The organism is Kitasatospora sp. NPDC048239 (assembly GCF_043202015.1).
Taxonomy (GTDB): Bacteria; Actinomycetota; Actinomycetes; order Streptomycetales; family Streptomycetaceae; genus Kitasatospora.
This window is the reverse complement of sequence record NZ_JBICZP010000010.1, coordinates 151,644-164,814: the sequence shown is the minus strand read 5'-3', so window position 1 is coordinate 164,814 and position 13,171 is coordinate 151,644. Positions and strand designations below refer to the sequence as shown.

The following is a 13,171-nucleotide window of genomic DNA, read 5'->3' as shown; positions in this document are numbered from 1 at the left end:
AACCATGACCCACTCGCACGAGGAACTCCCGATGGCCGACGGCTGCGGCGACGGCTGCGCATGCGGGGACGCCGAGGGCTACGAGACCGGCCTGGACCCGCAGCTCGCCGAGCTGCTGGAGGCGGCCGGGCTGGACCCGGTCGAGGTCGAGGACATCGCCACCCTGGCGCTGGCCGAGGACCTGGCCGGCGGCGAGGACGTCACCTCGGTGGCCACCGTGCCGGCCGACGCCGTCGCCACCGCCGACTTCACCGCCCGCGAGGCGGGTGTGGTGGCCGGTCTGCGGATCGCCGAGGCCGTCGTCTCGCTGGTCTGCGAGGAGGAGTTCGAGGTCGAGCGGCACGTCGAGGACGGCGACCGGGTCGAGGCCGGCCAGGTGCTGCTCTCGGTGCGCAGCCGCACCCGCGACCTGCTGACCGCCGAGCGCAGCGCGCTGAACCTGCTCTGCCACCTCTCCGGCATCGCCACCGCCACCCGGGCCTGGGCGGACGCCCTGGAGGGCACCGCCGCGGTGGTCCGCGACACCCGCAAGACCACCCCGGGCCTGCGGGCGCTGCAGAAGTTCGCGGTGCGCTGCGGCGGCGGTGCCAACCACCGGATGGCGCTCTCCGACGCGGCCCTGGTCAAGGACAACCACGTGATCGCGGCCGGCGGCGTCGCCGAGGCGTTCCGGGCCGTCAGGGCCGCCTACCCCGACCTGCCGGTCGAGGTCGAGGTGGACACCCTGGAGCAGATCCCGCCGGTGCTGGAGGCCGGGGCCGACCTGATCCTGCTGGACAACTTCACCGTCCCGCAGCTGAAGCAGGCCGTCGAGCTGGTGGCCGGCCGGGCCCGGCTGGAGGCCTCCGGCGGACTGACCCTGGCCACCGCGGCCGAGGTCGCCCAGACTGGTGTCGACTACCTGGCCGTGGGTGCGCTCACGCACTCCTCGCCGATCCTGGACATCGGCCTCGACCTGCGCGCCTGATCGGACCTCACCTCCCCTCACGCAGAAAGCGCCCCATGCTCCTCACCATCGACGTCGGAAACACCCAGACCACGCTCGGCCTGTTCGACGGCGAGGAAGTGGCCGAGCACTGGCGGATCTCCACCGATCCGCGCCGCACGGCCGACGAACTGGCGGTGCTGCTGCAGGGCCTGATGGGCTCGCACACCGCGGTCGCCGAGGCCGCGGTGGACGGCCTGGCGATCTGCTCCTCCGTCCCCGCCGTGCTCCACGAGCTCCGCGAGGTCGCCCGCCGCTACTACGGCGACGTCCCCGCGGTGATCGTGGAGCCGGGGGTGAAGACGGGCGTGCACGTCCTCATGGACCACCCCAAGGAGGTGGGCGCCGACCGGATCGTCAACGCGCTGGCCGCCAGCCACCTCTACGGCGGCCCGTGCATCGTGGTCGACTTCGGTACCGCCACCACCTTCGACGCGATCAACGCCCGCGGCGACTACGTCGGCGGGGCGATCGCGCCCGGGATCGAGATCTCGGTGGAGGCGCTCGGGGTGCGCGGCGCCCAGCTGCGCAAGATCGAGCTGGCCCGCCCGCGCAACGTGATCGGCAAGAACACCGTGGAGGGCATGCAGTCCGGCATCCTCTACGGCTTCGCCGGCCAGGTCGACGGCCTGGTCGACCGGATGGCCCGCGAGCTCGCCAAGGACCCGGACGACGTCCAGGTCATCGCGACCGGCGGCCTCGCCCCGCTCGTCCTCGGCGAGGCCACCACCATCGACGTGCACGAGCCCTGGCTGACGCTGATCGGCCTGCGCCTGGTGTACGAGCGCAACCGGCCTGCGGCCGCCTGAGCCGGCCCCGGCACCACCCGCCCGCCACGTGCCGATGGCGCGTCCGTCCTGCGGACGCGCCATCGGCACGTGGGCGGGTGGGCCGGATCAGCGGCCCGCCTCCGCGGTCGGCGAGGGGAGCGGCCCCGGGGAACGCCCGACGACCACCTTCGTGTAGCCGTCCGCGGAGGTCGCCTCACCCTGCCCGGCCGCCAGGGAGGCCAACGCGGAGGCCACCGCCTCCGAGGGCGCGGACGGAGCCTGGCCGCCGGGGCTGGCGGGGGGAGCGCTGGGCTTCGGTCCGGCCTGCGCCAGGGATGCGGCGACCTGCCGCCAGCGCGCGTCGGTGGCCACCGCGGCGAGCTGCCCGGTGTTCAGCAGCGGGTCGGTACGGGTGATCGGGGTGCCCCGCTCCAGCGGCTTGCGGTTCCACTCCTGGATCATCAGCGTGTAGCCGTTCGCGCTGTACAGCGACGCGGCCCAGGTCTTGGAGCCGGCCGGCTCGCCCGCCCGGGTCCCGGCTTGGTAGACCACCAGGTCGGAGCCGTCCGGCAGGGTCGTCGCGGTGCAGCCGTCCCCGGCGATCGGCGGATTCGGGCAGGTGTGGTCGGGGCCCACCGCAGTCGGGGTGATCCAGAACAGCAGCTGGCCCGCGCCGTTGCCGTCGTCGTGGACCATCCGGATCTGGGTGGTGTCGGTCTCCGTCCCGCGGGCCTCGCCGACCTCCGTCGTCCCGGCCGGCAGCAGCTCGGTCAGCAGGGCGAGGACCTGCTCGCCGGAGAGCTTCGGTGCTGCGGTGCCGCCCTCCGACGCCGCGCCGACCACGGAGGGGGAGCCGGCTCCGGAGCCCAGGGCCACCCCGCCGACCCCGATCAGCGCCAGGGCGGCGGCGCCGGCCGCCATCGACGCCCGCCGGCGGCGGCGCAGCCGGCGGCCCACCACCCAGGCGGAGTCGATCAGCGCGGTGGGCTCGGTGTGGAAGGTCTCGCCCGCCCGGGCGAGCTCCCGGGCGAAGTCGTGCGTGTACTGCTCGTCGATCGGGGTCGGGTCTGCGGACATGACGGATCTCCCTGTCGGGCCTGGAGTGCGGGTGAAGGTGGTGATCGAGGGCGGGCGGGCGGCGCGGTCAGCGCTCCGCGAGCTCGCCGAGGCTGTCGCCGAGCAGCGACCGGATCCGGCCGAGCGCGCGCACCGTCCGGGTGCGGACCGCCCCGGAGGTGCTGCGCAGGATGTCGGCGGTCTCCCCGACGCTGCGGTCCTCCCAGTAGCGCAGGACCAGGACCGCCCGGTCCTGGGGCGACAGCCGGCCGAGCGCGTCGACCAGGGTCAGCCGCAGCGTGGTGTCGCCCTCCCGGGCGGCGCCGTCCGGGACCTCGTCCACGGGCTGCTCGGTGGAGCTGCGCCGGCCGCGGTGCGAGAGGAAGACCCGGACCAGCACCGTGTGCGCGTAGCCGGCCGGGTTCTCGATCCGGGCCCGCGGCGTGAACCACGAGGTGCGGTGCCACTGGGCGTAGATCCGCCCGAGCGCCTCCTGGACGAGGTCCTCCGCGAGGTGGGTGTCGCCGCCGGTGAGCAGGCACGCCGTCCGGTACAGGTGTCCCGTCCGGGCCACCGCGAAGGCCTTGAACGCCTCGTCCCGCGCGCCGCGGCCCCCCGGGCCGGCCTCACTGTTTCGCGCCATCTCTGCCTGGGCTCCCCCGGATTGATTTCCCTTACATATGGATGACCCGGGTCGCGGCGGGGATGTTACAGCGGCGGCGAAAAACTCTTCCGGGGCGAGTTCGTGTCCGGCCGAACGTGGGGCGTCGGCGCGACGTTACCGACAAATCGGATATTCCTCACGTAGTGTCAACCCATGCCTACGCCACACGGATCGCGCGGCGGCATGGCCTTCAGCGCCGACGAAGTCCGCGTGCTGCGCCGCGCCCTCGCCCAAGCCCTGCACCCCGCCGTACCCGTCCACCTCCAGGTCTCCGACCGCCTGCCGTTCGCCGGCGTCGGCGCCGAACTGTGGGCGGAGGACGTCCAGGACGCCCTGCGTCTGACCGAGGCGATCGACGAGGCCGTCCAGGAGGGCGGCCGGCTGCGCGCCTTCCTGCTCGCCGACCTCGCCCGCTACCGGGCGGCCCTGCCCGGCAGCGCGAGCGGCTACCTGGAACGTCTGGAGGAGGCCGTGACCGACGGCTACCTGCCCGGCCCCGAGGACCTCACCGCGCTGCGCGGGCTGACCCGCCAGCCGTGCGGCCAGAGCGAACGCTCCCGCCGCTCCCGGCTGGCCGGCCGCTGCCACGCGCTGGCCGAGGCCGCCGTCCGCGAACGGCTCGCCCTCACCACCGGACAGCGCCACCTCATGGCCGTACCGAGTCCTGCCGCACCCCCGCGCAGTCTCCCCACCCCTGTTGGAGGACGGATCCCGATGAGCAGCACCGACTCCCCCGCCGAGAAGCCCGCCGCTCCCAAGGGCCAGCCCCGGCCGCACCGGATGCCCACCCCCGCCGAGCTCTTCGGCCGCCGCCCCAAGCCCGCCGTCCACCCGGCCCCGCCCACCACGGACCCGGAGGAGCTGGAACTCGCCACCGGTACCGGCTGACCCCGGGGCGTCGGAGGGGCGGTGGGCCATCGGCCCGCCGCCCCTCCGAGGTTTTTGCCGAACGGTGATCATCGGGGTGCAGCCGGAGTGATCGCCGCGCTGGTATGACTGTGGGGTGCCGGAGCGCCCCTCCGGCGGGGGCGGGCTTTGCAGGGGCATCCTCATTCCTTTTCGCCGGACACCGCACCGGCCGCGATCCGCGCGGCCGCACCGCGGGCGGCCGTCCATCGTGCGCTCCCCCCGATCTACCGACCCACGATCCCTGGAGCAAGGATGGATTCGTCCGCCCCCCACCCGCCGCGGCCCCGGGCCTGGTCACCGCCGCGCGCACTGCTGCGCCTCGCGGTCGCGGGCACCGCCCTCGCCCTGGCGACGGCCGCCGTACCGGCCTCGGCCGCACCGGCCGCCGCCGGCGGCCCCGTCCCCCCGGCCGCCGTCCAGCCCGGCCGGTTCGTCCAGACCGACCTCACCCGGCTGCTGGACACCCGGAACGCCATCGGCGTCCCGACCAGGAGCCCGCTCGGCGGCGACAGCACGCTGCGCTTCGCCGTCGGCCAACTCGCCCCCGGCGCCACGGCGGTGGTCCTGAACGTCACCGCGACGGACACCACCGAGGAGAGCTACGTCACCGTCCACCCCGACGGTAGGCCGCGGCCCCGCACCTCCAACCTCAACTTCACCCCCGGCCAGACCGTCGCCAACCTGGTCACCGTGCCGGTGACCAACGGCTACATCGACATCTACAACCACCTCGGCTCGGTCGACCTGGTGGCCGACGTCTTCGGCTACTACACCGACGACGCGGCGGCGACGGCGTCCACCTTCCAGCCGGTCACCCCGTCCAGGGCCCTGGACACCCGGAGCAGCGGGCCCGGCGGCAGCGCCCAGCACGTCGGCACCGACGGCACCGTCAACCTCAAGCTCGCCGGGAAGAACCGCGTCCCGGCCGCCGGGGCGACCGCCGTGGTGCTCAACGTGACCGCGACCGACACCGCGGACTCCAGCTTCGTCACGGTCTACCCGCACGGCACCGCCCGGCCCTCGACGTCGAACCTCAACTTCTCCGCCGACCAGACGGTGCCCAACCTCGTCACCGTCCCGCTGGGCGCCGACGGCAGCATCGACCTCTACAACCACATCGGCACGGCCGACCTGGTCGTGGACGTGTTCGGCTTCTACACCGGCGCCCCGAGCGGCTCCGGCTTCACCGCCACCGGTCCGACCCGGGTCCTGGACACCCGGGACCCGGGCCGCCAGAAGGTCGGCCCGGGCGGCGTGCTCGGCTGGAACGTCGGCGAGGGCTCCGGGCTCGGCGACGCCAGGCCGAGCGCCGTCGTGCTCAACGTGACCGCGACCGGTCCGACCGCCACCGGCCACCTCGACGTCTACCCGGGCGGCAGCCCCCGTCCGAGCAGCTCGAACCTCAACTACACCGCGGACCAGACCGTGGCCAACACGGTGATCGTCCCGGTGGACGCCTCCGGGAACGTGAACTTCTACAACAACGCCGGCTCGGTCGACGTGGTGGTCGACCTCTTCGGCTACTTCACCGCCCCCCAGGGCGGCCCGACCGGCCTGTCGATGGACTGGGAGTACCCGGTCGCCTGCGACGTCCCCAGCCCCGGCCGCTGGCTCCACCCGGGCATGTACTCGACCGGCTTCAGCGCCGTCGGAAGCCCGGTGCCCGGCGCCACCGGCCCGGTCTGGACGCAGTACGTCATCACCGGCCCCGACGGCACCAGGAGCTACGCGGGCCCCCAGGCCGCCCCCGGCACCAAGTCCACCTTCGGCGTCCCCCTGGCGGACCTCAAGACCGGCAGCGCCTACAGCTGGTACGCCTACGGCACCGACGGCGTCCACACCACCGCGGCCAGCCGGCCGTGCAGCTTCCGCTACGGGAACGACCCCGGCTTCCGGATGACGATCTCCGACCCGGGGACGCTCTACTCCGGACAGACCGCCCGGTTCACCCTCACCGCCGCCACCGACGAGATCGAGCCCGGCTTCCAGGCCGCGACCTTCCGCTACGGCCTGGACGACAACTCCTCGCTGCGCTCCAGCATCGCCGCCACCGGCGGCACCGCGACGCTCGACCTCCCGGTGTACCAGTGGGGCAGCCACACGCTCTACGTCGAGGCCGTCAGTGCCGACGGCACCCGGACCTCCCGGACCAACGCGTACTTCTACGTGATCTCGCGCTGACCCGACCGGACCCGGAAGGGGGAGGGCGCCCCGGCGCCCTCCCCCTTCCGCCGTACCGCACGGCGGTGCGGCGGGGATATCCCGTGGCGGAGCACGGTGTGTGGCTGGCTACCCTTGTGGGGTGAGCGATCAGAGCCCCATCACCGCGACCGACGACCTTCCCGAGCAGATGCGCGTCCGGCGCGAGAAGCTGGACCGGCTCCGGGCGGCCGGCGTCGACCCGTACCCGGTCGGCTTCCCCCGCACCAGCACCATCGCGGACCTGCGCGCCAAGCACCCGGACCTGGCGCCGGACACCGCCACCGGTGAGCGGGCCGGCATCACCGGCCGGGTGATCCTCTCCCGGACCGGCGGCAAGCTCTGCTTCGCCACCCTGCGCGACGGCAGCGGCGACCTCCAGGTGATGCTGTCGCTGGACAAGCTCGGCGAGGAGCGGCTGGCGGCCTGGAAGGCCGACATCGACCTCGGCGACCAGGTCGGCGTCGAGGGCGAGGTGATCACCTCCCGGCGCGGCGAGCTGTCGGTGATGGTGGACAGCTGGGCGCTCACCGCCAAGTGCCTGCGCCCGCTGCCGGACAAGCACAAGGGCCTGACCGACCCGGAGGCCCGGGTCCGCCAGCGGTACGTCGACCTGATCGTCAACCCCGAGGCCCGCGAGATCCTGCACCTGCGCAGCAAGGTGGTCCGCTCGATCCGCCGCACCTACGAGGACCGCGGCTACATCGAGGTCGAGACCCCGATGCTGCAGCCGGTGCACGGCGGCGCCAACGCACGTCCGTTCAAGACGCACATCAACGCGTACGACATCGACCTGTTCATGCGCATCGCCCCCGAGCTGTACCTCAAGCGGCTGGTGGTCGGCGGCGCTGAGAAGGTCTTCGAGATCAACCGCAACTTCCGCAACGAGGGCGCGGACTCCACCCACAACCCCGAGTTCACCTCGCTGGAGTCGTACGAGGCCTACGGCGACTACGACACCCAGGCCGAGCTGATCCGGGCGACGATCATCAACGCCGCCCGCGACGCGCTGGGCACCACGGTGATCCGGGGCCTGGACCCGCACGGCGTGGAGCACGAGATCGACCTGGCCGAGCCGTGGGCGGAGGTCGGCGTCTACCCGGGCATCTCCAAGCACCTGGGCACCGAGGTGACCCCGGAGACGGGCGTGGAGGAGCTGCGCAGGCTCGCCACCGAGCACGGCATCCCGTTCGAGAAGGACTGGGGCCACGGTCAGATCGTGCTGGAGATGGTCGAGCGCCTGCTGGAGGAGAACGCGATCGCGCCGACCTTCATCAAGGACTACCCGACCGAGGTCTCCCCGCTCACCCGCCAGCACCGCTCGGTCGCGGGCGTGGCGGAGAAGTGGGACCTGGTGATCTTCGGGACCGAGATCGGCACCGCCTACTCCGAGCTGGTCGACCCGGTCGAGCAGCGCGCCCGGCTGACCGCGCAGTCCCTGCTCGCGGCCGGCGGCGACGTCGAGGCGATGCAGGTGGACGAGGACTTCCTGCGGGCCCTGGAGTACGCGATGCCGCCCACCGGCGGGCTCGGCCTCGGGGTGGACCGCCTGATCATGCTGCTCACCGGCAAGAACATCCGCGAGACGGTGCTCTTCCCGCTGGTGAAGCCCGAGCCCAAGGCGTCCGCCGCACCGGCGGCGGAGAAGACCGAGGAGGAGTGACCTGATGGACTACGTCAGCGCGATCGTCCCGCCGCTGGTCATGGCGATCGGCTTCGGATTCCTGGTGCGGGCCATCATCCGCAGCCAGGGCGGGGCCCAGAAGGCCAAGGAGGACGCGGTCGACTGACCCGTCGGCCGCCCGTCCACCGGCGCGCCGCCATTCCCGATTCCCGGGGGTGGCGGCGCGCCGGTTTGGCGGCACTTCACAAGATTTGCCCCATTCACTCCCTATCCTGGCCGCACTATGGTCCGGCAACTCGGCGAACTTGAGAACGCCATCATGACCCGGGTGTGGCAGTGGAACCGACCGGTCACGGTTCGCGAGGTTCTCCTGGATCTGCAGTCGGAACGCGAAATCGCGTACACCACGGTGATGACCGTCCTGGACAAGCTCCACAGAAAGGGCTGGTTGCGTCGGGACCGGGCCGGGCGGGCCTATCGATATGAACCGGTCTCGTCCCGCGAGGCGTACACGGCGGCACTGATGAACGACGCGTGGGCCACCAGTGACAATCCCGCGGCCGCCCTGGTGCACTTCTTCGGCCTGATGTCACCCGAGCAGCGCGAGGCACTGCGCGATGCACTGCGGGTCGCCGCTCTGTTCCCGTCCGATCCGGCCAACCCTGATTCCGAGGGCAACGGGCCCGATACCGGGGAGACCCCACCGGGTCCGACACGATAACGTCCCGCCATGGAGGTCACCATCCGCCGGGCGCGGACCACGGACGTGCGGGCGGTACGCGGGCTCATCGACGCCTACTCGCGCGACGGCATTCTGCTCGACAAGCCCACCGTCACCCTGTTCGAATCCGTGCAGGAGTTCTGGGTCGCGGAACGCGACGACAACGGCGCGGTGGTGGCCTGCGGCGCACTGCACGTGATGTGGGAAGACCTGGCCGAGGTCCGCACCCTCGCGGTCGATCCGTCCTGCCGCGGACACGGCGTCGGACACGTACTGCTGGACAAGCTACTGCAGACCGCGCGCTGGCTCGGCGTCCGTCGGATTTTCTGCTTGACGTTCGAGGTCGCCTTCTTCGCGAAACACGGTTTCGTCGAGATCGGCGAGCTGCAGGAAACCGATGATGGTACGACAGACCCGGCGGCGATCGCTACGGATGTCTATGAAGAACTTCTCCGCTCGTACGATGAAGGTGTCGCGGAGTTCCTGGACCTGGAGCGGGTGAAGCCCAACACGCTGGGCAACTCGCGCATGCTGCTGCACCTGTGAGGCGCTCCCGACCGGGGCAGGGGTTTGTGTTTTCCGGTGAAAGGCGCTTTCCTTTCCTTAGGCAATGGGTCGTTTAGCGGAAAGGGAAGCCCGTGGCACAGAGGGTGCAGGTCATTCTTGAAGACGATCTCGACGGCGGTTCGGCGGACGAGACGGTGACGTTCGCGCTCGACGGCGTTGCCTACGAGATCGATCTGAAGAGCGCCAACGCGGACAAGCTCCGCGGTCTGCTGGCGCCGTACGTGGACAAGGGCCGCAAGCAGAGCGGCCGGCTGGTCGGCGCCCGGCGCCCGGGCCGGGGCACCGCCCCGCGTCCGTCCGGAAGCGCCCCGGACACCGCCAAGATCCGCGCGTGGGCCAAGGAGCAGGGCCTGGAGGTCAACGACCGCGGCCGGGTGCCGAGCAACGTGCGCGAGGCGTACGAGAAGGCCAACGCGGCCTGATTCCGGCTCCGCCGGACGGACAGCAGGACCCGGCTCCGCCGGACACACTGCAGAGCCCGGCTGCGCCGGACCGCCGGAGCGGGTGCGGGGCCCCGGCGGCCGCCCGCGGCGTCCGTGGCACACGCGCGGGGCGCGGAGGGATCCCCTCCGCGCCCCGCGGTGCACACACGGGCATCCCGGGTCCCGGCGACGGGGGCTCGGACGACGCGGGCTCGGGCGGCGGAACATTCACGGGCTGTGCAACGCTGTAGTGGCGAAGCGGTAACGCCGGTACCACCGGGACGGCCTACGGACCGAGGCATCCGCCGCTGAGACACCGTCACCGCCGGCCGACTTCTCGCCAGGCGAACACCGCCACCGCGGAAACTGCGCGAGAAGCTCCCCGTAACCGGGTATGAATGCAGGTGGACGGGGTCCCAGACCCCGACCGGGGCAGTATGCACGACCGGCCGGACGCCATCCCGCTCCGCCGAGGCGGCTGTTGTTCGCCGATGGCGTAGCGGTATCTGGTGCATCGGGCCCACCTGTGGGAACACCGTCTCCCAGCATCAGGTTGGGATTGGTGTCGGCTGGTCGCGCAGCATCTCGCTCCCGATACCGGGGAGTGAATCCGTGGGCCGCGCCGCTGAGCGGGACTAGCATGCGGAAGGACAGGGCGGGGACCGACCCCGAACTGCCCGACCGCTCTGAGGAGCGATAAACGATGTTCGAGAGGTTCACCGACCGCGCGCGGCGGGTTGTCGTCCTGGCTCAGGAAGAAGCCCGGATGCTCAACCACAACTACATCGGCACCGAGCACATCCTCCTGGGTCTGATCCACGAGGGTGAGGGTGTCGCCGCTAAGGCCCTGGAGAGCCTCGGGATTTCTCTAGAGGCCGTTCGCCAGCAGGTCGAGGAGATCATCGGCCAGGGCCAGCAGGCCCCGTCCGGTCACATTCCCTTCACCCCCCGGGCGAAGAAGGTCCTGGAGCTGTCGCTGCGGGAGGCCCTGCAGCTCGGCCACAACTACATCGGCACCGAGCACATCCTGCTCGGCCTGATCCGCGAGGGCGAGGGCGTCGCCGCCCAGGTCCTGGTGAAGCTGGGCGCCGACCTGAACCGGGTGCGCCAGCAGGTCATCCAGCTGCTCTCCGGCTACCAGACCGGCAGCAAGGAGTCGGCCACGGCCGGCGGGCCCGCCGAGGGCACCCCGTCGACGTCGCTGGTCCTGGACCAGTTCGGCCGCAACCTCACCCAGGCCGCCCGCGAGGCCAAGCTCGACCCGGTGATCGGGCGCGAGAAGGAGATCGAGCGGGTCATGCAGGTGCTGTCCCGCCGCACCAAGAACAACCCCGTGCTGATCGGTGAGCCCGGCGTCGGCAAGACCGCCGTGGTCGAGGGCCTGGCCCAGGCGATCGTCAAGGGCGAGGTCCCGGAGACGCTGAAGGACAAGCAGCTCTACACGCTGGACCTCGGCGCCCTGGTGGCCGGCTCGCGCTACCGCGGTGACTTCGAGGAGCGCCTGAAGAAGGTGCTCAAGGAGATCCGCACCCGCGGCGACATCATCCTGTTCATCGACGAGCTGCACACCCTGGTCGGCGCGGGCGCCGCCGAGGGCGCCATCGACGCCGCCAGCATCCTCAAGCCGATGCTGGCCCGCGGCGAGCTGCAGACCATCGGTGCCACCACGCTGGACGAGTACCGCAAGCACCTGGAGAAGGACGCCGCGCTGGAGCGCCGCTTCCAGCCGATCCAGGTCGCCGAGCCGTCGCTGCCGCACACCATCGAGATCCTCAAGGGCCTGCGCGACCGCTACGAGGCCCACCACCGGGTCTCGATCACGGATGCCGCCCTGGTCGCCGCCGCCACCCTGGCCGACCGCTACATCTCGGACCGCTTCCTGCCGGACAAGGCCATCGACCTGATCGACGAGGCCGGCTCGCGAATGCGCATCCGCCGGATGACCGCGCCGCCGGACCTGCGCGAGTTCGACGAGAAGATCGCCGACGTCCGCCGCGAGAAGGAGAGCGCGATCGACGCGCAGGACTTCGAGAAGGCCGCGTCCCTGCGCGACGACGAGAAGCAGCTCCTGCAGGCCAAGGCCAAGCGCGAGAAGGAGTGGAAGGCCGGCGACATGGACGTCGTCGCGGAGGTGGACGAGGAGCTCATCGCCGAGGTCCTGGCCACCGCCACCGGCATCCCGGTCTTCAAGCTCACCGAGGAGGAGTCCTCCCGGCTGCTGCGCATGGAGGACGAGCTGCACAAGCGCGTCATCGGCCAGAAGGACGCCATCAAGGCGCTCTCCCAGGCCATCCGGCGCACCCGTGCGGGCCTCAAGGACCCGAAGCGCCCCGGCGGCTCGTTCATCTTCGCCGGCCCGTCCGGCGTCGGTAAGACCGAGCTCTCCAAGACGCTCGCCGAGTTCCTCTTCGGCGACGAGGACGCGCTGATCTCGCTCGACATGTCGGAGTTCTCGGAGAAGCACACCGTCTCCCGGCTCTTCGGTTCGCCTCCCGGCTACGTGGGCTACGAGGAGGGCGGCCAGCTGACCGAGAAGGTCCGCCGCAAGCCGTTCTCCGTCGTCCTCTTCGACGAGGTCGAGAAGGCCCACCCGGACATCTTCAACTCGCTGCTGCAGATCCTGGAGGACGGTCGCCTGACCGACTCCCAGGGCCGCGTGGTCGACTTCAAGAACACCGTCATCATCATGACGACCAACCTCGGCACCCGGGACATCTCCAAGGGGTTCAACCTGGGCTTCGCGGCCACGGGTGACTCCACCACCGGGTACGAGCGGATGAAGGCGAAGGTCGGCGAGGAGCTCAAGCAGCACTTCCGCCCCGAGTTCCTGAACCGTGTCGACGACATCGTGGTGTTCCACCAGCTGTCCGAGGAAGACATCATCCAGATCGTCGACCTCATGATCGACAAGGTGGACGGCCGGCTGCGGGACCGCGACATGGGCCTGGAGCTCAGCATCGAGGCCAAGAAGCTGCTCGCCAAGCGCGGCTACGACCCGCTGCTCGGTGCCCGTCCGCTGCGCCGCACCATCCAGCGCGAGATCGAGGACCACCTCTCCGAGAAGATCCTCTTCGGCGAGCTGCGGGCCGGCCACATCGTGGTCGTCGGCGTCGAGGGCGAGGGCAAGGAAGCGAAGTTCACCTTCCGCGGCGAGGAGAAGTCTGCAGTTGCGGACACTCCGGCGGCTGTCGCTTCCTCGGGTCCCGACCTGACGAAGTAGAAACAGTTAACAGATAACAGCACACCGTCTGGGC

At 71.4% G+C, this 13,171-nt stretch carries 11 protein-coding genes and 1 pseudogene; 10 read left to right on the top strand and 2 right to left on the bottom strand.

Annotation, left to right across the window (positions count from 1 at the left end; all coding sequences use genetic code 11):
• Nucleotides 1–4 precede the first annotated feature (4 nt).
• The gene (gene nadC, locus ACGFZP_RS25825; RefSeq protein WP_392937294.1) at nucleotides 5–967 is read left to right on the top strand and encodes a carboxylating nicotinate-nucleotide diphosphorylase; all 963 of its coding nucleotides are present in this window, start codon (nucleotides 5–7) and stop codon (nucleotides 965–967) included.
• Nucleotides 968–1,002: 35 nt separating this feature from the next.
• Nucleotides 1,003–1,794 carry a type III pantothenate kinase gene (locus ACGFZP_RS25820; RefSeq protein ID WP_387946808.1) on the top strand — a complete coding sequence of 264 codons (792 nt, stop codon included), beginning with the start codon at nucleotides 1,003–1,005 and terminating at the stop codon, nucleotides 1,792–1,794.
• An 87-nt stretch (nucleotides 1,795–1,881) separates the two neighbouring features.
• Here ACGFZP_RS25820 and ACGFZP_RS25815 read toward each other — a convergent pair whose 3' ends face one another.
• A complete protein-coding gene (locus ACGFZP_RS25815; RefSeq protein WP_392937291.1) occupies nucleotides 1,882–2,832 on the bottom strand; it encodes a hypothetical protein in 951 nt (316 codons plus the stop codon).
• Nucleotides 2,833–2,899: 67 nt separating this feature from the next.
• Nucleotides 2,900–3,454 (bottom strand): SigE family RNA polymerase sigma factor, encoded by a 555-nt coding sequence (locus tag ACGFZP_RS25810; protein ID WP_392937288.1) that lies wholly within the window; start codon nucleotides 3,452–3,454, stop codon nucleotides 2,900–2,902.
• A gap of 174 nt (nucleotides 3,455–3,628) precedes the next feature.
• Here ACGFZP_RS25810 and ACGFZP_RS25805 point away from each other — a divergent pair, with 174 nt between their 5' ends.
• The 8 genes and pseudogenes from ACGFZP_RS25805 to ACGFZP_RS25770 all read left to right on the top strand — a co-directional run bounded on the left by ACGFZP_RS25805 (nucleotide 3,629) and on the right by ACGFZP_RS25770 (nucleotide 13,137).
• Nucleotides 3,629–4,363 carry a hypothetical protein gene (locus tag ACGFZP_RS25805; protein ID WP_392937286.1) on the top strand — a complete coding sequence of 245 codons (735 nt, stop codon included), beginning with the start codon at nucleotides 3,629–3,631 and terminating at the stop codon, nucleotides 4,361–4,363.
• 273 nt (nucleotides 4,364–4,636) lie between these two features.
• Complete coding sequence (locus ACGFZP_RS25800) at nucleotides 4,637–6,565, top strand: hypothetical protein (protein ID WP_392937284.1); 1,929 nt, start codon at nucleotides 4,637–4,639, stop codon at nucleotides 6,563–6,565.
• A 151-nt stretch (nucleotides 6,566–6,716) separates the two neighbouring features.
• A pseudogene (gene lysX / locus ACGFZP_RS25795) lies at nucleotides 6,717–8,246 on the top strand (bifunctional lysylphosphatidylglycerol synthetase/lysine--tRNA ligase LysX); the annotation flags it as partial.
• Nucleotides 8,247–8,250: 4 nt separating this feature from the next.
• Entirely contained in the window at nucleotides 8,251–8,373 is a 123-nt protein-coding gene (locus ACGFZP_RS25790; protein ID WP_329488349.1) for a hypothetical protein, read from the top strand.
• Nucleotides 8,374–8,490: 117 nt separating this feature from the next.
• Complete coding sequence (locus ACGFZP_RS25785; protein WP_392937281.1) at nucleotides 8,491–8,928, top strand: BlaI/MecI/CopY family transcriptional regulator; 438 nt, start codon at nucleotides 8,491–8,493, stop codon at nucleotides 8,926–8,928.
• Nucleotides 8,929–8,937: 9 nt separating this feature from the next.
• Nucleotides 8,938–9,474, top strand: a complete 537-nt coding sequence (locus tag ACGFZP_RS25780) for an amino-acid N-acetyltransferase (RefSeq protein ID WP_387946793.1) — start codon at nucleotides 8,938–8,940, stop codon at nucleotides 9,472–9,474.
• 92 nt (nucleotides 9,475–9,566) lie between these two features.
• Entirely contained in the window at nucleotides 9,567–9,917 is a 351-nt protein-coding gene (locus ACGFZP_RS25775) for an Lsr2 family protein (RefSeq protein ID WP_387946791.1), read from the top strand.
• Between the two features lie 703 nt (nucleotides 9,918–10,620).
• Nucleotides 10,621–13,137 carry an ATP-dependent Clp protease ATP-binding subunit gene (locus ACGFZP_RS25770; RefSeq protein ID WP_392937278.1) on the top strand — a complete coding sequence of 839 codons (2,517 nt, stop codon included), beginning with the start codon at nucleotides 10,621–10,623 and terminating at the stop codon, nucleotides 13,135–13,137.
• Nucleotides 13,138–13,171 lie beyond the last annotated feature (34 nt).

Bases quoted from the DNA above. Each gene is read 5' to 3' on its own strand.
- nadC (WP_392937294.1), top strand. From the start codon at position 5: ATGACCCACTCGCACGAGGAACTCCCGATGGCCGACGGCTGCGGCGAC.
- ACGFZP_RS25820 (WP_387946808.1), top strand. From the start codon at position 1,003: ATGCTCCTCACCATCGACGTCGGAAACACCCAGACCACGCTCGGCCTG.
- ACGFZP_RS25815 (WP_392937291.1), bottom strand. From the start codon at position 2,832: ATGTCCGCAGACCCGACCCCGATCGACGAGCAGTACACGCACGACTTC.
- ACGFZP_RS25810 (WP_392937288.1), bottom strand. From the start codon at position 3,454: ATGGCGCGAAACAGTGAGGCCGGCCCGGGGGGCCGCGGCGCGCGGGAC.
- ACGFZP_RS25805 (WP_392937286.1), top strand. From the start codon at position 3,629: ATGCCTACGCCACACGGATCGCGCGGCGGCATGGCCTTCAGCGCCGAC.
- ACGFZP_RS25800 (WP_392937284.1), top strand. From the start codon at position 4,637: ATGGATTCGTCCGCCCCCCACCCGCCGCGGCCCCGGGCCTGGTCACCG.
- ACGFZP_RS25790 (WP_329488349.1), top strand. From the start codon at position 8,251: ATGGACTACGTCAGCGCGATCGTCCCGCCGCTGGTCATGGCGATCGGC.
- ACGFZP_RS25785 (WP_392937281.1), top strand. From the start codon at position 8,491: ATGGTCCGGCAACTCGGCGAACTTGAGAACGCCATCATGACCCGGGTG.
- ACGFZP_RS25780 (WP_387946793.1), top strand. From the start codon at position 8,938: ATGGAGGTCACCATCCGCCGGGCGCGGACCACGGACGTGCGGGCGGTA.
- ACGFZP_RS25770 (WP_392937278.1), top strand. From the start codon at position 10,621: ATGTTCGAGAGGTTCACCGACCGCGCGCGGCGGGTTGTCGTCCTGGCT.